This is a genomic window from Modestobacter sp. VKM Ac-2983, assembly GCF_026967885.1.
GTDB lineage: Bacteria > Actinomycetota > Actinomycetes > Mycobacteriales > Geodermatophilaceae > Modestobacter.
Genome location: NZ_JAPVBK010000001.1, coordinates 813,927 through 833,896, shown reverse-complemented (window position 1 = coordinate 833,896; position 19,970 = coordinate 813,927). Strand labels below are relative to the sequence as shown.

Sequence of the window (19,970 nt, the reverse complement as noted above, 5' to 3'; positions counted from 1 at the left end):
CAGAAACGAAGGTGACCGGTGGGGTCCCTGGGGACGACCGGGCGTGTCGCGCCGATGCACTCCCGCCGGCGACCCGAGGTGGCCGCCGATCAGCGCGTCGGACCACAGCGACCGTCCGGCCGGCTCCGGGTCGACGTGGGCCGCAGCGGCCTGGGAGTCCAGCGGCCGGAGCGCAGCAGGAGCCCGGCCGCCCTGTGCGGCCGGGCCCCTGCGTCACCGGGTCAGCTGCCGATCCGACCGCCGTCGGTCCGGAAGACGACCGCCACGCTGGGCCGCGGGTAGGGCCGCTCGGCCAGCCGGTCCGGCCAGGTGCTCGACGGCGCCTCCCGGGTCGACCCGGGCGTCTCGCCGGGGTGCTGCACCGCGACGAAGACCGAGCGGACGTCCGGGGTGATCAGCGGCCCGCTGCACTCCGCACCGACGGGCACCGTCAGGAACGCCTTGAGGTGGCCACGCTCCGGCCCCGCCGTCGGCACGGCGAAGAGCCCGTCGTTGGTCCCGGCGTACGTGCCGACCTCCCGGTTCCTCGTCGACAGCACGGTCCCGTCGGTCGAGATCCACAGGTTGCCGGCGGGGTCGAACTCGAGGTTGTCCGGGCACGAGAGGGCACTGACCTGCGTCTTCTCGTAGCCGGCGAAGTAGGTCCCCGGCGTCTCCGGGTCACCGGCCACGATGAACACCCGCCAGTAGAAGTCGTCCCCGGCGATCCCGTCGGTCTCCAGCCACTCCAGGACGTGGCCGTTCCGGTTCCCGTCCCGCAACTCGTAGGTGCCGTCCTCGAGGTCGAAGGCGAAGGACCGGGACACCGGGTTGGGCTCGTCGGCCACCTCCCGCTGCGAGTTGTTGGTCAGCGCGGCGTAGACCCGGCCGTTGACCGGGTTGACCTGGATGTCCTCGGGGCGGTCCATCCGGGTGGGCAGCTGGGACGGGTCGAGGACCACCGGGGCCGCCGGGTCGGGGAAGTCGCCGTTGGCGTCCAGCTGCCTGCCCAGCCGGTCGGCGGCCAGCCGGGTGAAGGTCAGCACCCAGGGCACCGACTTGCCCGGGATCATCGACTGCCCGTCCTTGACCAGGGGCAGCCAGTGGCCGGTGCCGTCGAACTCACCGTCGGCGGGCAGCGTCGCGAGGCCGTCGATCTGCTCGGGGGGCGAGTCGCCGGTGAACTGCCCGACGTAGAGGTCCCCCTCCTCCAGCAGCGTCATGTTGTGCGCACGCGACGCGCGGTCGAAGCCTGGCCGGTAGTGCTTCTTCGACACGAACTTGTAGATGTAGTCGAACCGTTCGTCGTCACCCGAGTAGGCGACGACGCGTCCGTCCTCGGCGATCTGGACGTTCGCCCCCTCGTGCTTGAAGCGGCCGAGCGCCGTCCGCTTCTTGGGCGTGGAGGTGGGGTCGTACGGGTCGAGTTCGACGATGTACCCGAAGCGGTTGGGCTCGTTGGGCTCCTGGGTGACGTCGAACCGGGGATCGACCTGGTCCCACCGGCGGCCGCCGGGCTCCTCGGTGGAGATGCCGTAGCGGGACCACCGCGGCTCCCTCGGGTCCTCCACGAACGGCGTCGTCGCCCCGAAGTACTGGTTGAAGTTCTCCTCACCGTGCAGGGTGGTGCCCCACGGCGTCGTGCCCCCGGCACAGTTGTTCAGCGTCCCCAGGACGAGGCGGCCCGCGGGGTCGGCGCTGGTCTGCACGTACTCCGAGCCGGCCACCGGTCCGGTGAGCTCGAAGGGCGTCATCGGCGTCAGCCGACGGTTGCGCTTCCCCATCCGGTCCGCTCGCCAGTTGCCCGAGTCCCCCTCCCGGTGCAGCTCCACGACCGAGAGGCCGTGGGCCATCATCGCGATGCGCTTCTGCTGGTCGGTGGTGGGCGCGTCCTCGTCCGCCACGCCGGCGAACATGAGCTGCTCGTTGGTGTACTCGTGGTTGACCACGATCAGTGCCCGGTGCCCGCGGCGGTCCAGGGGCAGCACGCCGATGTAGTCGCAGTTGTAGCCGAACTGCTTCGCCTGGGCCTCCGGCGTCTGGGCGTCGACGTCGAACTCCGGGGCGTCCGGCAGCACCGGGTCGCCCCAGCGCAGGACGACGGCGTACTGGTAGCCGGTGGCGGTGACGAGTTCGTCCAGGAGGTTCTGCTCGACCGGCTCGAAGGTGAGTGGCGCATCCGGGTGCGGCTGCCAGCCTCCGCCCGGCCCGGTGGCCAGCGCGGGCGTGGAGCGCAAGGGGCCCACTGCCACGACCAGCGCACCGGCGCCGGCGGCCTTGAGCAGGGTCCGCCGGCTGAAGGCGCTCTCGACGACCTCGCCGATGGTCGGGTTGTCCGACTTGTTCGGCACGGGGACATCGCAGGCGTTGCCGCACTTGTAGTGGCACGTCGTGTGCGTGCGACTGCCATGTCGGAAGGAGTCCAGGAGAGGGAGGAGCAGGCGACGGCGGGTGGGCGCGATGTCCGTCATGGGGGGTCCTCTGGTCAGGTCGGCGCTGAGGACCGGGACGCTAAGTGACGTACATCACTCTCTCGACGGGCGAGGCGCGAGTGCTGGGTGACCTGGGGGATCCCGACGGGGCGTCTGAGCGCATCGTGCCCAGCCGTAGACAGTGAGTAGCCACCGACCGGGACGGGTGCGGCGTCGGGGTCGTGGACACGCCACCGGAGGGGGCAGGACCGCGGTCCTCGGACTGGGAGGTCAGGCCTGGACGGGGAGGACGAGCAGCTGCAGCAGGCGGTCGGCCTCGGCGTCCGGGTCGGCGGTGAGCCCGGTGTGCACGGCGCTGGGCTGCACGACGGTGCTGCGTGGGGCGGTCAGCCAGCGGAAACGTGACCCCAGCGCCTCGCGCCCGGCCGCGCCGGCCGCGACCGCGGCCGAGCAGACGTCGGCGGCCGCCTGGAGTGCGGCGGTGATCGCGGCGGGGTCCGCCGTGGGGTCGAGTGCCCGGAGCCGGTCGACGTCCAGGTGCACGCGCGAGCCCAGGTAGTCCCGCTGCCGGCAGTAGACGAGCACCCCGGCGTTGAGCGACTCCCCGCGCTCGATGCGCGGCACCACCCGCAGGACGGCGTACTCGAAGGTGTCCAGACCGGTCATCGCTGGCTCACGCCCTCCGGCGGCGGCGGACCGAGCCACGAGGGACGGTTCTGCCCGCGGGGGGCGGTGCGCCGGCCGGCTCCGCCCGCGGCGGCTGCCGCGACGAGGCCGGGCAACCAGGCGTCGCGAGCGGCGAGCCGCTGCAGCAACTGGCCGACGTAGCGGGCGCGGACCTCCTCGGCGGTCTCCTCGGGCGTCGCCCCCTCCAGCCACGCGTCGGGCACCTGGGCCAGCACGTCGGTGAGCAGCGGGCCGGTGACCTGCGGCCCCATCGCGGCGTCGGCGGCCACGACGTCGGGGTCGCACTCCACCAGCGCGTGCTGGGTCGCGTCGTAGGCGCGGGTGACGGCGGCGGGGGCGCCGGGCCAGTTGTGGTGGAACGTCAGCGCAGCACCGTGGTCGATGAGGTGCACTCGCCCGTGCCAGAACAGCATGTTCGGGTTGCGCCACGACCGGTCCACGTTGCCGATCAGCGCGTCGAACCACAGCACCCGCCCGGCCAGCTCCGGGTCGACCTGGGCGGCGCCGGCCTCGAAGTCCAGCGCGCCGGGCAGGTAGTCCATCCCGAGATTGGTCCCGGCGGACCTGCGCAGCAGCTCCTGGACCTCCTGGTCCGGCTCTCCCACTGCCAGCTCCGGGACGACGTCCACCGTCACGAGCGCGGGCACCGGCAGGGCCAGCCGGCGGGCCAGCTCCCCGCAGACCACCTCTGCGGCGAGCACCTTCACGCCCTGCCCGGCGGCCCGCCACTTGACCACGTAGGTGCCGAGGTCGTCGGCCTCCATGAGCCCCGGGAGCGAGCCACCCTCGCGCAGCGGGGTGACGTACCGGGTGGCGGAGACGGCGGGGAGCACAGTGCTGCGCACCCTACCGGCGGGTCGGCGCGCGGCCGGGGAGACTGACGGCGTGGGACTCCTCTGCCGCACGACGCTGCCGCAGCTGGCGGGCGCGCCCTTCACCTACCCCGAGGTGGGGGCGACGCGGCACGCGACGCTGCCGGCCGGCTACCACCACGTCGAGCGGTCCGCCGTCGTCGGTTCCGGCGGCGGTGACTTCGACCGGGCCGCCGCCGCGGTGTTCCGCTGGGCCGCTCAGCGGGGCGCGGGTCTGCGCATCCGGGCCGACGGGCCGGCCAGCACCCCGGGCACGGTCGTGCTCATGACGGCGGGGCTGCGGCGGTTGGGGGTGGACATCCCCTGCCGGGTGGTCTGGGTGGTCGACGAGCCCCGGTGCCGCGGGTTCGGGTACGGCACGCTGCCCGGACACCCGGAGAGCGGCGAGGAGTCCTTCGTCGTCACGCTGCAGCCCGACGGCGACGTCGTCTACACGCTGCGGGCGTTCTCCCGGCTGGCGACGCCGCTGTCCCGACTGGGCGGCCCGGTGAGCCGACAGGTGCAGCGGCTGGCCCTCGACCGCTACGTGGTCGCGATCCGCCGCGCCGCACGGGCCGGCTGAGCTCAGGCCCCGGCCTTCGCCCGCTCCTCCTTGATCATGTCCTTGCTGCGGACCAGCCGCAGCAGGGTGACCACGAACAGCCCACCGGCCATGTTCAGCAGAACGGTGTACCAGAGCCAGGCGAGCCAGTGGCCGTAGCCGAACGGCGCCCCGGCGTGCAGCGCCGCGAAGATGATCAGCGAGTCCAGGATCGAGTGGAACAGCTGCAGCCCGGCGAGCACGAAGGCGCCGGCGATCGCGGCGACGACCTTCGCCGGGTCGGACTCGGTGCCGTGCTGCATGCGGGTCATCAGGGTGATGGCGATCCCGGCCAGGAAGGCCAGCGAGGCCGACTGGAGGTCCAGCGGAGAGTCCACGAAATGGACGGCGCTCTCGATCGCCGTGGCCCGCAGGTCGGGGAAGGCCCGGACCGCCAGCCACATGAACACCCAGCCGCCGAGCAGGTTGGCCACCAGGGTGCCGCCCCACAGCTTGCCCAGCTGCGCGAACCCGGCCCGGCCGGCCGCCACCGCGGTCACCGGGACGAGGAAGCCCTCCGTGAAGAGCTCGCTGCGGGCCAGCAGGAGGGCGATGAACCCAACCGAGAAGGCCAGCCCGGCCAGCAGGTGGCTGCCGGTCTCGGCGTAGACGGCGAACAACAGCAGCACGCCGGTGCCGACCTCGAGCCCCCCGGCGAACCCGGTGGTGAGCACCTCACGCCAGTTGCGGTGCAGCCGCTGCGCCCCGTCGCTGACGATGGCGTCGAAGGCCTGCTGGAGCTCGTCCTCGGTGGGGCCGTCGGTCTCCCCGAGCTCTTCGCGGGCCGGGTCGGTGTCACCGAACTCATCGTGCGCGGGATCGCTTCCGCTGACGTCCTCACGGGTGGTGCCCACGGTCTCTCCTGCCATGACGGCCGGGCAGTCGGGCGCCGCGGTCCGGGCGCGACTTACCCGGAGCCGAGGGGCCCACACCCGGCGCCGACGACGTCACACGTCGCCGGGCCGACACGAGGTCTGGGCCCGGGCCCACCCGGCGACGTCCGGGGCGTCCGGCTCAGCGCTTCGGCAGCTCCAGAGCCGACGGCCCGAACCGCTCCACCCGCACCGACGCCGGCGGCAGGCCCAGCCCGACCAGCAGCTGGCTGGCCGACTCGGCGAAGCCGGCGGAACCGCAGACGTAGGCGGTCTGCCCGGGCTCCCACAGCGGGAGCAGGTCCATCGCGGTCAGCCGGGCCGCCGGGCGGATGCCGTGCGCCTCCCGGGTGAGGGCGATCAACGCCCCCGCCTCCACCAGCTCGTCGGCGTAGGGCAGCTCGGCCAGCGTGCGGGCCGACACCGCGACGCGGAGCAGGTCGAGCCGCCCGAGCGCCCGCGCGTGCCGGACCATCGCGACCAGCGGGACGACGCCGCTGCCGCCGCCGACCAGCAGGGCCGGGGTGGCGCCGTCCCAGACGAACCAGCCGCCGATCGGACCGCGGACCTCCAGCTCGTCGCCGGGTTCCACGACGTCGGCGAGGTAGGTGGAGACCTCCCCGTCGTCCAGCCGCTCGACGAACAGCTCCACCAGCGGGTCGCCCGGCGCCGAGGCCACCGAGTACGAGCGCTGCGCGGTGTAGCCGTCCTCGGCGGTCAGCCGGACGACGTAGTGCTGGCCGGGCAGGTGGTCGACCCGGTCGTGGACGTCCAGCCGCAGCTCCACCGAGCGCACGATCGGGCGGCGGAGCCCGGCGACGGTCGCCGCCCGCCAGCCGCCGGCCGGTGCCGGGCTCCCACCGGGTGCGCCGGCGGCGGTCACGGCCCCGTCCAGAGGCTCGCCGCGAGCTTGCGAGCGGTGAGGAGGACGGGGTCCTTCATCAGGTCGCTCACCGGCTCAGTCGCCCTGGTACCGCTGCTGCTTCCACGGGTCGCCGCGGTCGTGGTAGCCGTTCTGCTCCCAGAAGCCGGGCTGGTCCCGCTTCAGCACGGTGATCCGGCTGATCCACTTGGCGCTCTTCCAGAAGTACAGGTGCGGCACCAGCATCCGGACCGGGCCGCCGTGCTCGGCGGTCAGCGGCTTGCCGTCGAACTCCCACACCAGCCAGGCCTTGCCGCCGGTGACGTCCTCGATCGGCAGGTTGGTGGTGTAGCCGGTCTTGGACGTGGCCATCACGAACCGCCCCTCGGCCGTGGGCCGGGCGACGTCCAGGAGCGAGTCCACGCTGATGCCACCGAACCGGGTGTCGAACTTCGACCAGGTCGTGACGCAGTGGATGTCGCCGCGGTACTCGGCCGCGGGCAGCGCGTGCGCCTCGTCCCAGGTCCAGGTGGTCGGGATCTCCACCTCGCCGTCGACGGTGATGCTCCACGTCTCCGGGGTGATCCGGGGGGTGGGCTCGGCGGTGAGCACCGGCCAGTCGCTGCCGGCGTCGTACTGACCGGGTGGGAGCCGGGGGTCTCCGGCCGCGCGGCGGCGGCCGAGGAAGCCGCGGGTGGGTCCTGGCACGTCGTCGTCCTCTCGGGGCACCGGACTGGGGCGGAGCCGATCTTCCTCCACCCTCGAGGCGGCTGTCCCCCTGGGTGGCGGACGTCCCGCAGGGCCGGCCGACCGGTGAGGGTGGCCTTACATGAGCTGTGTCACGGTGCGTTCACCTGGGTGTCATGTGGGCACTGGGCTTACCTTTGGCCCTGTGGCGACAGTGACGACGCAGCCGGCCCAGCGCAGGGCCCCCAAGACCGGCCGGTTCGACAGCTCGGTCGTGAAGAAGACCGTGATGGCGGTCAGCGGGATCATCATGATCCTGTACTTGCTCGCCCACATGGTGGGCAACCTGAAGGCCTTCTCCGGCGCTGAGTCGTTCAACAGCTACTCCGGGTGGATCCGCACCATCGGCGAGCCGGCGCTGCCGACCCAGACGGTCCTCTGGATCATCCGGCTGGTGCTGCTCGCCGCCGTGGTGCTGCACTTCTGGGCGGCCATCTCGCTGTGGCGCCAGGCCCGCCGGGCCCGCCCGGTGCCCTACGTGACCAAGAAGCGGGTGCAGCAGAGCTTCGCCTCCCGCACCGTCCGCTGGGGCGGGCTGATCCTGGCCCTGTTCATCATCTGGCACATCCTGGACCTCACCCTCGGTGCGGTGAACCCGGTCGGCCACGACTCCACGCCCTACGACCGCCTGGTCGCCAGCTTCTCGAACATCCCGATCACGCTCTTCTACGTGGTCTCGATGGTGCTGCTCGGCCTGCACCTGCGACACGGCATCTTCGCCGCCACGCAGACGCTGGGGCAGACCAACAAGAAGCGCGAGCGCGCCGTGAACGGCCTCGCCTACGTCGTCGCCGGGGTCATCACCGTCGGCTTCCTGCTCGTGCCGTTGTCCGTCGCCTTCGGCTTGATCGACTGAGAGAGAAGGACACACCGCCATGCCTCTCGAGCTCTTCACCCTGGGCGAGCCGATCGCCGACACCACCGCCCCGCGCGACGTCCCGCTCCCCGACCGCTGGAACGAGCGCAAGTTCCGCGCCCGGCTGGTCAACCCGGCCAACCGCCGCCGACTGTCGGTCATCGTGGTCGGCACCGGCCTGGCCGGTGGCTCGGCTGCGGCGACGCTGGCCGAGATGGGCTACCGGGTCAAGAACTTCTGGTTCCAGGACAGCCCCCGGCGCGCGCACAGCGTCGCTGCCCAGGGCGGCATCAACGCGGCCAAGAACTACCGCAACGACGGCGACAGCGTGCACCGGCTGTTCTACGACACGGTCAAGGGCGGCGACTTCCGCTCCCGCGAGGACAACTCCTACCGGCTGGCCGAGGTCAGCGCCGCGATCATCGACCAGGCCGTGGCCCAGGGCGTGCCCTTCGCCCGCGAGTACGGCGGCCTGCTGGACAACCGCTCCTTCGGTGGCGCCCAGGTCTCCCGCACCTTCTACGCCCGCGGCCAGACCGGCCAGCAGTTGCTCTACGGCGCCTACCAGGCCCTGGAGCGGCAGATCGGCCTCGGCAACGTCGAGCAGCACCCGCGCACCGAGATGCTCGACCTGATCGTCGTCGACGGGAAGGCCCGGGGCATCGTCGTCCGGAACCTGATCACCGGCGAGATCACCAGCCACTTCGCCGACGCCGTGGTGCTGGCCTCGGGCGGCTACAGCAACGTCTTCTACCTCTCCACGAACGCCAAGGGCTCCAACGTCACGGCGGCCTGGCGGGCGCACAAGCGGGGCGCGCTGTTCGCCAACCCCTGCTACACGCAGATCCACCCGACCTGCATCCCGGTCAGCGGCGACTACCAGTCGAAGCTGACGCTGATGAGCGAGTCGCTGCGCAACGACGGCCGGGTCTGGGTGCCCAAGGAGCGCGGCGACGACCGCAACCCCAAGGACATCCCCGAGGGCGAGCGCGACTACTACCTCGAGCGCAAGTACCCCGCGTTCGGGAACCTGGTGCCCCGTGACATCGCCTCGCGCCAGGCGAAGAACGTCTGCGACGAGGGCCGGGGCGTCGGGCCGAACGGCCTGGGCGTCTACCTGGACTTCAGCGACGCCATCGCCCGGGTGGGCCAGGCGGCGATCGAGGCCAAGTACGGCAACCTCTTCGACATGTACAACCGGATCACCGGTGAGAACGCCTACGAGACCGGGATGCGGATCTACCCGGCCGTGCACTACACGATGGGCGGGCTGTGGGTCGACTACGACCTGTCGTCCAACATCCCGGGCCTGTTCGTCATCGGTGAGGCCAACTTCTCCGACCAGGGCGCCAACCGGCTCGGCGCCAGCGCGCTGATGCAGGGCCTGGCCGACGGCTACTTCGTGCTCCCCAGCACGATCAGCAACTACCTCGCCGACGGCCCGTTCCCGGCGGTCGACGCCACCCACCCGGCGGCGGTCGAGGCCGAGCAGTCGGTCCGCGCCCAGACCGAGCGGCTGCTGTCGATCAACGGCACCCGGACGGTGGCCTCCTTCCACCGCGAGCTCGGCCGGCTGATGTGGGACCTCTGCGGCATGGAGCGCTCGGAGGAGGGCCTGCGCAAGGCGCTGGACCGGATCCCGGAGATCCGGCACGAGTTCTGGACCAACGTCAAGGTCTCCGGCGAGCAGGGCATCTTCAACCAGAACCTGGAGCACGCCGGCCGGGTCGCCGACTTCATCGAGCTCGCCGAGCTGATGTGCGTCGACGCGCTGCACCGCAACGAGAGCTGCGGTGGGCACTTCCGGGTCGAGAGCCAGACGCCGGAGGGCGAGGCGCTGCGCGACGACGAGAACTACGCCTACGTGGCCGCGTGGGAGTACACCCCGGAGGGCGAGCCGCCGGTGCTCCACCGCGAGGCCCTCGAGTACGAGTACGTCCACCTCGCACAGCGGAGCTACAAGTGACCAGCACAGAGACACCGATGATGAGCCTGACGTTGCGCATCTGGCGTCAGCGCGACCGGACCAAGAAGGGCAAGATGGTGACCTACCACGTCACCGACGTCTCTCCCGACATGTCCTTCCTCGAGATGCTCGACGTGCTGAACGAGAAGCTGATCCTCGACGGCGACGACCCGGTGGCCTTCGACCACGACTGCCGCGAGGGCATCTGCGGTTCCTGCGGTCTGATGATCAACGGCATCGCGCACGGCCCCGAGCAGGCCACCGTCTGCCAGCTGCACATGCGGTCGTTCTCCGACGGCGACGTGCTGGACATCGAGCCGTGGCGCGCGGGGGGTTTCCCGGTGGTCAAGGACCTCGCGGTGGACCGGTCGGCGTTCGACCGGATCATCTCCGCCGGTGGGTTCATCAGCGCCCCCACCGGCACGGCTCCCGAGGCGCACTCCACCCCGGTGCCGAAGAAGAACTCCGACGCAGCCTTCGACGCCGCGACCTGCATCGGCTGCGGCGCCTGCGTGGCCGCCTGCCCCAACGGCTCGGCGATGCTGTTCACCGCGGCCAAGGTCGCCCACCTCGGGCTCATGCCGCAGGGCCAGCCCGAGCGCGACACCCGGGTCCTGAAGATGGTGGCCCAGCAGGACGCCGAGGACTTCGGTGGTTGCAGCAACATCGGCGAGTGCTCCGCCGTGTGCCCCAAGGGCATCTCGATGGAGACCATCTCCCGGCTCAACCACGACCTGCTCGGTGCGCTGCGCGCCGGCGCCGTCCCGATGAGCTGACGAAGGACCCCCTTCCAAGGGGACGAACGGGCCGGCACCCCACCTGGGGTGCCGGCCCGTTCGGCGTCCCGGGGTCGCGGGCCGCTCAGCCCGGGCTGATCCCCAGCCGGTCGGCGAGGAAGAGGAACGCGGCGGCGAAGGGGTTGTCGCCGACCTCCTTGCGCAGCCGGGGCCAGTCCAGCTGCTCGCGCACCGCCCGCACCTGCGGCAGCAGCCCCGCCATGTCGCAGTACAACTCCGTCATCGCGCGCAGCTTTGCCGACAGCAGCTCGGTGGCCGGCAGCACCGGCATCCGGATGCCGAGCACGTCCATCTCCTCCGACCGGTCGAGCAGTTCGGCGGTCACCGGCTCGCCGACGAGCCGGTGCAGCAGGTCGACCAGGACGCCGTCGGTCCGGGCCTTGAACAGCCAGTCCTCCGTCGGCCGGACCACCTCGAAGCCGGCTGCCGCGAGCACCGCGGCCGCCCGTTCGGTGTCCGCCTCGGCCACCACGAAGTCGACGTCGTTCTCCGACTCCGGCGCACCGTGCGCCCACAGCGCACAGCCGCCCGCCAGCGCGAACGGCACCCCGTCGCGCTTCAGGGCGGACGCCGTGCGCTTGAGCGCGAGCCGCCGCGCTTCGCGATCGGCGGTCACGGGCGCTCCTTCGCTGTGCGGCTGCGTCTCCGGCGGTGCGGATCGGGTGTGCGCCTACCCGATCGGGTAGGCGCACACGCGTGCGACTCGCGACCTTCAACATCCTGCACGGGCGTTCTCCGGCCGACGGCCGGGTCGACGCCGAGCGCTTCGCCGCGGCCGTCCGGACGCTGGACGCCGACGTCCTGGCGCTCCAGGAGGTGGACCGGGCCCAGCCCCGCTCCCACCACGCCGACCTGACGGCGGTCGCCGCCGAGGCGATGGGCGCGGTCGCGCACCGCTTCGTCGCAGCGATCGCCGGCACCCCGGGGGCGACGTGGATGGCCGCCACCGGGGACGAGCAGCCCGGGACGGCGGAGTACGGGATCGCGCTGCTCTCGCGGTACCCGGTGCGCTCCTGGCAGGTGGTCCGGCTGCCGGCGATCCCGTTCCGCTTCCCGATGTGGCTGCCCGGACCGCGCAAGGTGATCGTCGTCGACGAGGAGCCCCGGGCCGCCGTGGTCGCGGTGGTGGAGACGCCGCACGGCGAGCTGACCGTGGTCACCACCCACCTGTCGTTCGTGCCGGGCTGGAACCGCCGCCAGCTGCGGCGGCTGCAACGGGACCTGACCGCGTTCCCCGGGCCGCTGGTGCTGATGGGCGACCTGAACTTGACCCCGCCCACGCCCGCCGCCGTGACCGGGTGGACGCCACTGGCCGAGGGGCTCACCTTCCCGCTCGAGGAGCCCGACCGGCAACTGGACCATGTGCTGCTCCGCGGGTCGCTGCCGCCGGTGACGGCGACCTCTGCACCCGTGCTGCCGCTGTCGGACCACCGCGCGCTGACCGTCGACGTCGGGTGAGGCAGGGCCGACGATGACACCCGTGACCGGACCCGCGCTCGTCTTCGACGGCGACTGCGCCTTCTGCACCCGTTGCGCCGACGTCGCCCGGCGGCTGCTGCCGGCCGACGTGCAGGTGGTCCCCTGGCAGTTCGTCGACCTCGCGGAGATCGGGGTCAGCGCCGAGCGGGCGCAGACGGAGGTGCTGTGGGTCGGCCGGGACGGTGCGGTGACCGGTGGCGCGCCAGCGGTGGCGCGGGCGCTGCGGGCGGCGGGCCGGCCGTGGTGGCTGCTCGGCGCCGTCCTCGCCGCGCCACCGATCCGGTGGGTGGCCCCGTTCGGCTACCGCCTGGTCGCCGCCAACCGGCACCGGCTCCCCGGCGGCACGGCGGCCTGCCGGCTGCCCCCGCGCGATCCCGGCTGAGTCAGGCCGCAGCGTCGGTGCGCTCGGCGGCCAGCCGGAGCAGCGCCGGGGCCAGGGCCTCGGCCACCAGCGCGTAGCCGGCCGAGGACGGGTGGAACCGGTCGGCGGAGAACAGTGCGGGGTCGGCGGTGAACCGCCGGGACAGCTCCGGGGCGACCGGTGCGACGACGGCCCCGGCCCGGGCGGCGGCGACGGTCTGCCGGGTGCGCAGCTGGTCGCAGAGGCCGGCGACGACCGCGCGGAAGGCCGGGGGCACCCAGGCCACCGACGACAGGTCGGGCGTCGGGACCACCAGCACCGAGGCGCCGGCCCCGCGCAGGTCCTGGACGGCCGCCCCCAGCGCCGCGGCCGCCCGGACGGGTGACACCTGGCGGGTCAGGTCGTTCGCGCCGACGACCAGCAGCGCGACGTCGACCGGCCCGGTCACCCGGCGGACCTGTGCGTCGAGGTCGAGGGAGGTGGCACCGGGCACGGCGACCACCTGCAGCTCGACCTCGTGCCCGGCCTGCACGAGCGCACGGGTCAGCCGCGCGCCGACGGTGTCCTCCGCCGTCGCGGCACCGGTGCCGAAGGCGAGGGAGTCACCGAGGACGAGGAAGTGGAGCGTCACACCCTGGTCAACGGTCCGGCGCAGTGGGATGTGCCGTGATCCGGGCCTCGGAGCGGCGCCTCAGCCGCCCTGGGCGAAGAGCGCAACAGCCTGGGCGTCGTCCACGAACGGGTACTTGACCTTGAACTGGGCGAGCGCGTCCGGCACCGAGAGCACGTGCGTCTCCCGCTTCCCCGCGGCGTCGACGGTCTGCACGGTCACCATGTCCCCGTTGATCGGGACCCAGTGCGTCTCGGCGTAGTCGGTGAAGACGTTCATGCCCCCATGGTCTCCCGCGCGCCACGCAGGCCCCGGATCGGGGCGATGTTGGTTTCGCCAACTCAGGGTGTCGAGGCGCTCAAGGAGCGTCCGGGAACGTCCGACCTCTCTGTCAGTCACCTGATCGGGTGAACGACAGCAGCGGAGGGACGCGAGGACATGGGCACCAAGGCATCGACCCAGCGACGGACCGGCACCCGTCCGGTGCGCCGCATGGCCGGCGTGGTCGTCGCGGCGGCGCTCTGCCTGGTGGCGGCCCCCGGCATCGCCGCGGCGACCCCGACCAACCCCTCCGACGAGCAGATCAGCGCGGCTCGGCAGCAGCAGGACGCCGCCGCGCAGCAGGTCGGGTCCCTCTCCGCCGAGCTGGCCACCGCGCAGGCCGAGGTGGACGCCGCCCGGGCGCAGTCGGCGATCGCCCTGGACTCCTTCCAGGCCCAGCAGGCCGAGTACGAGGCGGCCCACGCCGCGTCCGACGCCGCTGCCGCCTCCGCCGACCGGGCCGCGGCCGAGCTGGCCACCGCCCGCACGGACATCGCCACGTTCGCCCGGCAGAGCTACCAGCAGGGCAGCACCTCCCCGACGCTGGAGGCGCTGACCACCGCCGACGGCCCGGCGCAGATGCTGGAGCGCGCCGCCCTCCTCGAGGCCGCCGGTGCCCACCAGGGCGACGTCGTCGTCGCGGTGACGGTCGCCGAGGAGCAGGCCCGCGCAGCCGAGTCCGCGGCGCAGGCCAGCCTGACCGTGGCCGCGACGCTGAAGCAGGAGGCCGAGGACGCGCTGGCCACCGCCGAGGAGCTGGAGGCCGGCGCGCGGGCGCAGGCGGCCGGGCTCGCCGACCGACAGGCCACCCTCGAGCAGGAGCTCGCCCAGGCCCAGCAGGCCCTCCTCGGCCTGCAGGGCGCCCGCGCCGCCGCCGAGCAGCACGCCGTCCAGCAGGCCGCCGCGGAGCGCGCTGCTGCGGGACGGGCTGCCGCGGAACGGGCTGCCGCCGAACGGGCCGCCACCGAGCGGACGCCGGCTCCCACCCGCTCCCTCGTCTCCGCACCGCAGAGCGACACCTCCGCCGGGACCGGCGACTCCTCCGCGGTCGAGACCGCGATCTCCGCCGCGCGCCGGCACCTGGGCACCGTCTACTCCTGGGGAGGCGGGTCGCTCACTGGGCCCAGCATGGGCTGGGGGGTGGACGCGGGCATCGTCGGCTTCGACTGCTCCGGGCTCACCCGCTACGCCTACGCCCAGGCCGGCATCTCGATCCCGCGCAACAGCCGCGCCCAGTACGCGGCCCTGCCCACGGTCTCCCGGTCGGAGCTGCAGCGCGGCGACCTGGTCTTCTGGGCCACCAACACGAACAGCCCCGCGACCATCCACCACGTGGCCATCTACCTCGGGGGCGGCCAGATCCTGGAGGCGCCGCAGAGCGGCTCGGTCCTCCGCGTCACGTCGATGCGGTGGAGCGGCTTCATCGGCGGCACCCGCCCCACCGCCTGACGGAGCTAGACGCTGACGGACTCCATGGCCTCGGCGGTCAGGGTCACCGAGCGCAGCCTGCCCTCGGTGGTGGGGGCCTGGTGGGCGACGATCAGCTCGTCGGCGTCGGCCTGCTTGCGGAACCCCTCGAGGTAGTCGCCGATCTCCCGCGGGGTGCCGATCGCGGCGTAGGTGAACATCGAGCTGACGTGCTGCCCGGCCCCCTGCTCGAGCAGCAGGTCGGCCTCCTCGTCGGTGAAGCTGCGCCCCCGCCCGAACAGGCCCACCGCCATGTTCCGGCGGACCGCCTGGAGGTTCTCCTCCGCCTGGCGCACGGTGTCGGCGGCGATGACGTTGACCCCGGCGATGACGTGCGGCTCCGCCAGCTGGTCGGAGGGCTGGAACTCCCGTCGGTAGGTCGCGACGGCGGCCTCCAGGGCCTGCGGGGCGAAGTGGCTGGCGAAGGCGTAGGGCAGGCCCAGCGCGGCGGCCAGGTGGGCGCCGAACAGCGAGGAGCCGAGCACGTACAGCGGGACGTCCGAGCCCTTGCCGGGGATCGCGTCGACGCCGGGCACCCGGGTGCGGCCGGTGAGGTAGCCCTGCAGCTCCAGCACGTCCTGCGGGAAGGTGTCGGCGGAGTTCGGGTCGCGCCGCAGCGCGTACATCGTGTTCTGGTCCGAGCCCGGCGCGCGGCCCAGCCCGAGGTCGATCCGGCCGGGGTACATCGCGTCGAGGGTGCCGAACTGCTCGGCGATGGTGAGCGGCGCGTGGTTGGGCAGCATCACCCCACCGGCGCCGAGCCGGATCCGGCTGGTCTGCGCGCCGACGTGGGCGATGAGCACGCTGGTGGCCGAGGAGGCGATGCTCGGCATGTTGTGGTGCTCGGCGTACCAGACCCGCTGGTAGCCGTGCTCCTCCGCGCGCTGCGCCAGGGCGACGCTGGCCGCGATGCTGCTGCTGACGGTCTCCCCGCGGGCGATCGGGGCGAGGTCGAGGACGGACAGCGGGATGCGCATGAGGGAGGTGCCTTTCGCGTTGGTTGTCCGGGTCAACGCAGCACGGGCCGGTGCACTTCCCGACCGGGCCGCCGCACGCGCGCCTGCCGTTCCGTGATCGAGAGCGCACCTACAGTCGCCGCCGTGCAGGAGATGGCGACGTTGCTGGGTGTACCCCTGCCGGTGGAGTTCCTGCTGGACGGGGACTGGCAGCCCGCGGTCCTGCTCGGTTGGCAGCACGATCCCGACGGCACCTGCCGGGTGCACGTCCAGGCCGTCGTCTCCGGGCTCCGCCGGACCAGTTGGATGCAGCTGGCCGACCTCCGCCTGCCCCAGACCGCCTCACGGGTCCCCACCCCGCTCGAGCCGCGCACCCGGCCGGACCTGCTGCTCCCCGGCGCGGAGCGCGCCCGGCGGACCCCGACGCCGCTCCCCCCGCTGCCGGTCCCCCGCAGCCTGCAGCCCGACACCAGCCGGGCCTGACCGACCGGTCCGCCACGCGGACCGGTTCCGGACGGCCGCGCGCGGTGTCACCCTGGGGGCACCAGCCGGCGCGCAACGTCGCGAGCCGGGGAGGAGCAGCCGTGTTGTGTCAGAGCACCTACGCACTGGACTACATCGACGGACGGCGTACGGCGGTCGAGGCCCGCGTCGCCGCCTACCGGGAGCTGGCCGTCGCCACCGAGCCGGCCGCCCTGCACGAGTTCGAGCCGGTCTTCTTCAACGACCTGGTCGTGGTGCTGGAGAACTGGTTCGTGCACCGCGGCCGGGGCATCGAGGGCTCGGACGGCAACGCGCTCAACGAGGTTCGGCTGATCGCCGAGTCGCTGGTGCACGGCGGCACGATGATCGCCGACAAGCACATCCGGCTGGATCCGGCGCGCACCGTGCTGAAGTACCGGGTGGGCGACGAGATCGCCGTCCGCGAGGCCGACTTCACCGCGTTGGCGAAGGCCTTCTTCGCGGAGCTGGAGAGCCGGTACCTCTAGCGCCGGCCCGGCTCAGCGGCTCTGCAGCGCGTCCAGGGCCACGGCCATCGCGGCGGCGACCCGGAAGTCCAGCCGCGGGTCGGGCACCGTGACGGTGTAGCGGTCCCGGATGGCCTTCTTCCGCTCGCTGACCAGCACCGGGGCCCCGGTCGCGGTGTCGACGAAGTCGAAGTGGAAGACGAAGGGCACCGGGACGTCGCCGACGACGGGGAGCGCGGTCCAGACCCGGCGCACGACCGCGAGGGCCGGCCGGCGCTCGCGGCCGACCGCCTCGATGCCCGGGGCCGAGAGGGTCCAGGTCGAGCGGAGCAGGCTGGCCCCGAACTGCTTGCTGAACATGCCCAGCGGTGCGCCGTACTCGTCGAAGACGTCGTGCTGGGCCGAGACGTCCAGCCGCTGGCGGGCCTTGAAGGAGAAGACCGCACGGCTCTTGGCCTCGTCAGCGTAGAAGACCACCTCCTCCTTCAGCTTCATCCGCTTCTGCTCGGCCAGCGCGAGCAGGTGGCCCTCGGAGCCGTCCGGCTGCACGGCCCGGATCTCGTAGCGGTTGACCATCATGGTGATCCGCTGGGCGACGAAGAAGGCAGGCACGACCATCGGGGCCGGCGGCTGGCCAGAGGGGGACGAGGTCACAGCGGTGCTCCTGGGGGTCGGGTACTGCGGGCAGCCCATCCTGGGGCACGACGGGTGCCCGTGTCCCGCATCCGCCTCCCGGCCGGCGCCGGGAGCACCGCGGCCTGCTCCCCTGCCGTCCCGTCGGTCCGGCGACGGTCGACGTCCCAGCCACTACGGTGACCGGGTGCACGGCGGGACGGGCAGGACGATCGGCAGCAGCCGATCACCCCGGGGCAACCCCGGGGCATCGTGAGCAGGTCGGGCATGGCGTCATGAGCCGCGCTGTGCGCTCCGCGCACCAGGCGGCGCCTCCAGCGAGGAGCGGCTGGCCGCCCCGCCGTGCACCCGTGAGGTCGCGGTGACCGCCGAGCGGCAGGCCGCGACCACCGCCGCAGCGATCGCGACCGCGCTGCTGGCCGGCCCGTGGCGGCGGCGGGACATGGTCCGCCGGGTGGCGGTGGCGCTGGGCCAGGCCCGCGCCCGCACCTGGGTGGGCACCCTGGTCGGGGAGGTGCAGACGGTCTACCCCACCGCCCCGGTCGACCGGCCGCGGGAGCTGGCCCGCATCGTCCGGACGACCCAGGGGTGGGAACGCGGGCAGTCCCACCGACCACTCCCCCGGGCCGTCCGGTGGGAACCGGTGCCGACCGCGCTGGCCTGGCGGCGGTGGCCGGTCGCCGACCTCCCGGACCAGGCCGCGGTCGCCCGGCTGCTCGACGTCGACGCCGGCGAGCTGGCGTGGTTCGCCGACGCCCGCCGGCTGGAGCGCACCGCCGGCGAGGCGCTGCGGCACTACCGCTGGCGGGTGGTCCAGCGCCCGTCCGGCGTGCGGCTGCTCGCCGCGCCCAAGCCCCGGCTGAAGGAGGCGCAGCGGCGGGTGCTGCGGCGCGTGCTCGACTGCATCCCGGTGCACGACGCCGCGCACGGCTGCGTGCCCGGACGCTCGGTGCGCACCGCGGTCGCCCCGCACGCGGGGTCCACGTTCGTGTTGCGGATGGACCTGGAGGCGTTCTTCGCCAGCGTCGCCGCCGGGCGGGTGCACGGCCTGCTGCTGGGCGTCGCCGGTCTGCCCGAGCCGGTGGCGCACGTGCTCACCGGCCTGGTGACGACGGTGCTGCCGACCGAGGTGTGGCGGCACGTCCCTGCCCCGGACGGGATCGAGGCGCGGGAACGGCACCGGCGGCTGGGTCAGCGGCTGGCGGTGCCGCACCTGCCGCAGGGGGCGCCGACGTCCCCGGCGCTGGCCAACCTGGTCTGCCACCGCCTCGACCGCCGGCTGACCGGACTCGCCATGGCCGCCGGCGCGACCTACACCCGCTACGTCGACGACCTGACCTTCAGCGGGGACCGGCGGATCGCGCGCGACCGGTTCGCCGCCCTGGTCACCGCGGTGGTCGAGGAGGAGGGCTTCCAGGTGAACGCGGCGAAGACCTCGGCCACCAGCGCGGCCCGCCGACAGTCGGTGCTGGGCACGGTGGTCAACGACCACCCCACCCTGCCCCGGCCGGAGCGGGACGCGCTGCGGGCGCTGCTGCACAACTGCGCCGTCCACGGCTGGACGACCCAGACCCGCGGCCGCGACCCGGCGACGTTCCGCGACCACGTGCTGGGCCGGGTGGCCTGGGCCGCCTCGGTCGACCCGGGGTTCGGCGCCCGGCTGCACGGCCTGGCCGAGCGGATCGACTGGTCGGCTCCTCCGCCCTCGTAGGCTCGGCCGATGATCGTGGTCCCGGGATGAGCGCCCGGATCGAGGAGCTGGACTGGAGCCCCACGCCGATCGGCGAGGTGAGCCTCCGTCGGCGGCGGGACCCGGTGACCGGACTCGACGTCTTCGAGGTCAAGCTCGGCGACGAGTTCCTGATGTCCACCCAGTTCACCGTGGCCGAGGTGGCGGTGGCCCGGCTCGCCCTGGCGCGGCTCGAGGGGCCCACCCCCGGTGCGCCCGGGCTGGACGTCGCCGTGGGCGGGCTCGGGCTCGGCTACACCGCCGAGGCGGTCCTGGCCGACCCGCGGGTGCGGGAGCTGGTGGTCGTCGACCTGCTCGAGCCGGTGATCAGCTGGCACCAGCGTGGGCTGGTGCCGGTCGGCCCCACGCTCACCGCCGACCCACGCTGCCGGCTCGTGCACGGGGACTTCTTCGCGATGACCGAGGGCACCGGATTCGACCCGGCGACGCCCGGCCGGGTCTTCGACGCCGTCGTCGTCGACATCGACCACTCACCGCAGCACCTGCTCGCCGACGGCAGTGCCGGCTTCTACGGGGTCGCCGGCACCCGGCGGCTGGCCGGGCACCTGCGGCCGGGAGGGGTGTTCTCCCTGTGGTCGAACGACCCGCCCGAGGACGGCTACCTGTCCGTCCTGGCCGAGGTCTTCACCGACGTCGCCGCCGAGGTCGTCAGCTTCCCCAACCCGCTGCAGGACCGGCCGGCCACGAACACGGTCTACCTCGGCACGAAGCCGCGCTGACCGCTGGGGCCTCTCACGACGAGGGTGAGACGGTACCCAGGAGGAACCTGCCGGGC

At 73.3% G+C, this 19,970-nt stretch carries 22 protein-coding genes; 11 read left to right on the top strand and 11 right to left on the bottom strand.

The window, feature by feature from the left end; translation table 11 throughout:
- Window positions 1-221: 221 nt before the first annotated feature.
- From O2W18_RS03915 to O2W18_RS03905, 3 genes are all read right to left on the bottom strand, one after another.
- Window positions 222-2,450 (bottom strand): PhoX family protein, encoded by a 2,229-nt coding sequence (locus O2W18_RS03915; protein WP_269186254.1) that lies wholly within the window; start codon window positions 2,448-2,450, stop codon window positions 222-224.
- A gap of 231 nt (window positions 2,451-2,681) precedes the next feature.
- Window positions 2,682-3,077: a DUF3037 domain-containing protein gene (locus O2W18_RS03910; RefSeq protein ID WP_269186253.1), complete on the bottom strand. Its 396-nt coding sequence runs from the start codon at window positions 3,075-3,077 to the stop codon at window positions 2,682-2,684.
- A complete protein-coding gene (locus O2W18_RS03905) occupies window positions 3,074-3,943 on the bottom strand; it encodes a HipA family kinase (RefSeq protein WP_269186252.1) in 870 nt (289 codons plus the stop codon). The genes O2W18_RS03910 and O2W18_RS03905 overlap by 4 nt, the downstream gene beginning before the upstream one ends.
- A 40-nt stretch (window positions 3,944-3,983) precedes the next feature.
- Between O2W18_RS03905 and O2W18_RS03900 the strand changes: the two genes are divergently transcribed.
- Window positions 3,984-4,532: a DUF1990 family protein gene (locus O2W18_RS03900; RefSeq protein WP_269186251.1), complete on the top strand. Its 549-nt coding sequence runs from the start codon at window positions 3,984-3,986 to the stop codon at window positions 4,530-4,532.
- A 2-nt stretch (window positions 4,533-4,534) separates the two neighbouring features.
- Here O2W18_RS03900 and O2W18_RS03895 read toward each other — a convergent pair whose 3' ends face one another.
- From O2W18_RS03895 to O2W18_RS03885, 3 genes are all read right to left on the bottom strand, one after another.
- Entirely contained in the window at window positions 4,535-5,404 is an 870-nt protein-coding gene (locus O2W18_RS03895) for a formate/nitrite transporter family protein (protein ID WP_269186250.1), read from the bottom strand.
- A 160-nt stretch (window positions 5,405-5,564) separates the two neighbouring features.
- The gene (locus tag O2W18_RS03890) at window positions 5,565-6,305 is read right to left on the bottom strand and encodes an FAD-binding oxidoreductase (RefSeq protein ID WP_269186249.1); all 741 of its coding nucleotides are present in this window, start codon (window positions 6,303-6,305) and stop codon (window positions 5,565-5,567) included.
- A gap of 75 nt (window positions 6,306-6,380) precedes the next feature.
- Window positions 6,381-6,992 carry a sulfite oxidase-like oxidoreductase gene (locus tag O2W18_RS03885; RefSeq protein WP_269186248.1) on the bottom strand — a complete coding sequence of 204 codons (612 nt, stop codon included), beginning with the start codon at window positions 6,990-6,992 and terminating at the stop codon, window positions 6,381-6,383.
- 184 nt (window positions 6,993-7,176) lie between these two features.
- Between O2W18_RS03885 and O2W18_RS03880 the strand changes: the two genes are divergently transcribed.
- From O2W18_RS03880 to O2W18_RS03870, 3 genes are read left to right on the top strand one after another with little or no spacing between them, the layout of a single operon-like run.
- Window positions 7,177-7,887, top strand: coding sequence for a succinate dehydrogenase cytochrome b subunit (locus tag O2W18_RS03880; protein ID WP_269173934.1), 711 nt, complete (start codon window positions 7,177-7,179; stop codon window positions 7,885-7,887).
- Window positions 7,888-7,906: 19 nt separating this feature from the next.
- Complete coding sequence (locus O2W18_RS03875; RefSeq protein ID WP_269186247.1) at window positions 7,907-9,853, top strand: fumarate reductase/succinate dehydrogenase flavoprotein subunit; 1,947 nt, start codon at window positions 7,907-7,909, stop codon at window positions 9,851-9,853.
- The gene (locus O2W18_RS03870) at window positions 9,850-10,629 is read left to right on the top strand and encodes a succinate dehydrogenase/fumarate reductase iron-sulfur subunit (RefSeq protein WP_269160516.1); all 780 of its coding nucleotides are present in this window, start codon (window positions 9,850-9,852) and stop codon (window positions 10,627-10,629) included. Before O2W18_RS03875 ends, O2W18_RS03870 begins: the two co-directional genes overlap by 4 nt.
- A gap of 85 nt (window positions 10,630-10,714) precedes the next feature.
- Here the strand turns inward: O2W18_RS03870 and O2W18_RS03865 are convergent, their stop codons facing one another.
- The gene (locus O2W18_RS03865; protein ID WP_269186246.1) at window positions 10,715-11,266 is read right to left on the bottom strand and encodes a nucleotidyltransferase; all 552 of its coding nucleotides are present in this window, start codon (window positions 11,264-11,266) and stop codon (window positions 10,715-10,717) included.
- Window positions 11,267-11,346: 80 nt separating this feature from the next.
- Between O2W18_RS03865 and O2W18_RS03860 the strand changes: the two genes are divergently transcribed.
- Window positions 11,347-12,108, top strand: coding sequence for an endonuclease/exonuclease/phosphatase family protein (locus tag O2W18_RS03860; protein ID WP_269186245.1), 762 nt, complete (start codon window positions 11,347-11,349; stop codon window positions 12,106-12,108).
- 22 nt (window positions 12,109-12,130) lie between these two features.
- Complete coding sequence (locus tag O2W18_RS03855) at window positions 12,131-12,511, top strand: thiol-disulfide oxidoreductase DCC family protein (RefSeq protein WP_269186244.1); 381 nt, start codon at window positions 12,131-12,133, stop codon at window positions 12,509-12,511.
- 1 nt (window position 12,512) lies between these two features.
- Here the strand turns inward: O2W18_RS03855 and O2W18_RS03850 are convergent, their stop codons facing one another.
- A complete protein-coding gene (locus tag O2W18_RS03850) occupies window positions 12,513-13,121 on the bottom strand; it encodes a GDSL-type esterase/lipase family protein (RefSeq protein ID WP_269186243.1) in 609 nt (202 codons plus the stop codon).
- A 60-nt stretch (window positions 13,122-13,181) separates the two neighbouring features.
- On the bottom strand, window positions 13,182-13,379 hold the full coding sequence (locus O2W18_RS03845) for a hypothetical protein (RefSeq protein ID WP_269186242.1): 198 nt from the start codon (window positions 13,377-13,379) through the stop codon (window positions 13,182-13,184).
- Window positions 13,380-13,538: 159 nt separating this feature from the next.
- On the opposite strand from O2W18_RS03845, the gene O2W18_RS03840 reads away from it, so the two are divergent.
- Window positions 13,539-14,870: a C40 family peptidase gene (locus O2W18_RS03840; protein WP_269186241.1), complete on the top strand. Its 1,332-nt coding sequence runs from the start codon at window positions 13,539-13,541 to the stop codon at window positions 14,868-14,870.
- Between the two features lie 5 nt (window positions 14,871-14,875).
- Here O2W18_RS03840 and O2W18_RS03835 read toward each other — a convergent pair whose 3' ends face one another.
- Window positions 14,876-15,865, bottom strand: coding sequence for an LLM class flavin-dependent oxidoreductase (locus O2W18_RS03835; RefSeq protein WP_269186240.1), 990 nt, complete (start codon window positions 15,863-15,865; stop codon window positions 14,876-14,878).
- Window positions 15,866-15,988: 123 nt separating this feature from the next.
- Between O2W18_RS03835 and O2W18_RS03830 the strand changes: the two genes are divergently transcribed.
- On the top strand, window positions 15,989-16,327 hold the full coding sequence (locus tag O2W18_RS03830; protein ID WP_269186239.1) for a hypothetical protein: 339 nt from the start codon (window positions 15,989-15,991) through the stop codon (window positions 16,325-16,327).
- Window positions 16,328-16,428: 101 nt separating this feature from the next.
- Window positions 16,429-16,833 (top strand): hypothetical protein, encoded by a 405-nt coding sequence (locus tag O2W18_RS03825; protein ID WP_269186238.1) that lies wholly within the window; start codon window positions 16,429-16,431, stop codon window positions 16,831-16,833.
- 12 nt (window positions 16,834-16,845) lie between these two features.
- On the opposite strand, the gene O2W18_RS03820 is transcribed toward O2W18_RS03825, so the two are convergent.
- Window positions 16,846-17,466 (bottom strand): hypothetical protein, encoded by a 621-nt coding sequence (locus tag O2W18_RS03820; RefSeq protein ID WP_269186237.1) that lies wholly within the window; start codon window positions 17,464-17,466, stop codon window positions 16,846-16,848.
- A 340-nt stretch (window positions 17,467-17,806) separates the two neighbouring features.
- Here O2W18_RS03820 and O2W18_RS03815 point away from each other — a divergent pair, with 340 nt between their 5' ends.
- Together O2W18_RS03815 and O2W18_RS03810 are read left to right on the top strand one after the other, a co-directional pair.
- The gene (locus tag O2W18_RS03815; RefSeq protein WP_269186236.1) at window positions 17,807-19,156 is read left to right on the top strand and encodes a reverse transcriptase family protein; all 1,350 of its coding nucleotides are present in this window, start codon (window positions 17,807-17,809) and stop codon (window positions 19,154-19,156) included.
- A 26-nt stretch (window positions 19,157-19,182) separates the two neighbouring features.
- Window positions 19,183-19,914, top strand: coding sequence for a spermidine synthase (locus tag O2W18_RS03810; RefSeq protein ID WP_269186235.1), 732 nt, complete (start codon window positions 19,183-19,185; stop codon window positions 19,912-19,914).
- Window positions 19,915-19,970 lie beyond the last annotated feature (56 nt).

Bases quoted from the DNA above. Each gene is read 5' to 3' on its own strand.
- O2W18_RS03840 (WP_269186241.1), top strand. From the start codon at position 13,539: ATGGGCACCAAGGCATCGACCCAGCGACGGACCGGCACCCGTCCGGTG.
- O2W18_RS03835 (WP_269186240.1), bottom strand. From the start codon at position 15,865: ATGCGCATCCCGCTGTCCGTCCTCGACCTCGCCCCGATCGCCCGCGGG.
- O2W18_RS03810 (WP_269186235.1), top strand. From the start codon at position 19,183: ATGAGCGCCCGGATCGAGGAGCTGGACTGGAGCCCCACGCCGATCGGC.
- O2W18_RS03915 (WP_269186254.1), bottom strand. From the start codon at position 2,450: ATGACGGACATCGCGCCCACCCGCCGTCGCCTGCTCCTCCCTCTCCTG.
- O2W18_RS03910 (WP_269186253.1), bottom strand. From the start codon at position 3,077: ATGACCGGTCTGGACACCTTCGAGTACGCCGTCCTGCGGGTGGTGCCG.
- O2W18_RS03845 (WP_269186242.1), bottom strand. From the start codon at position 13,379: ATGAACGTCTTCACCGACTACGCCGAGACGCACTGGGTCCCGATCAAC.
- O2W18_RS03875 (WP_269186247.1), top strand. From the start codon at position 7,907: ATGCCTCTCGAGCTCTTCACCCTGGGCGAGCCGATCGCCGACACCACC.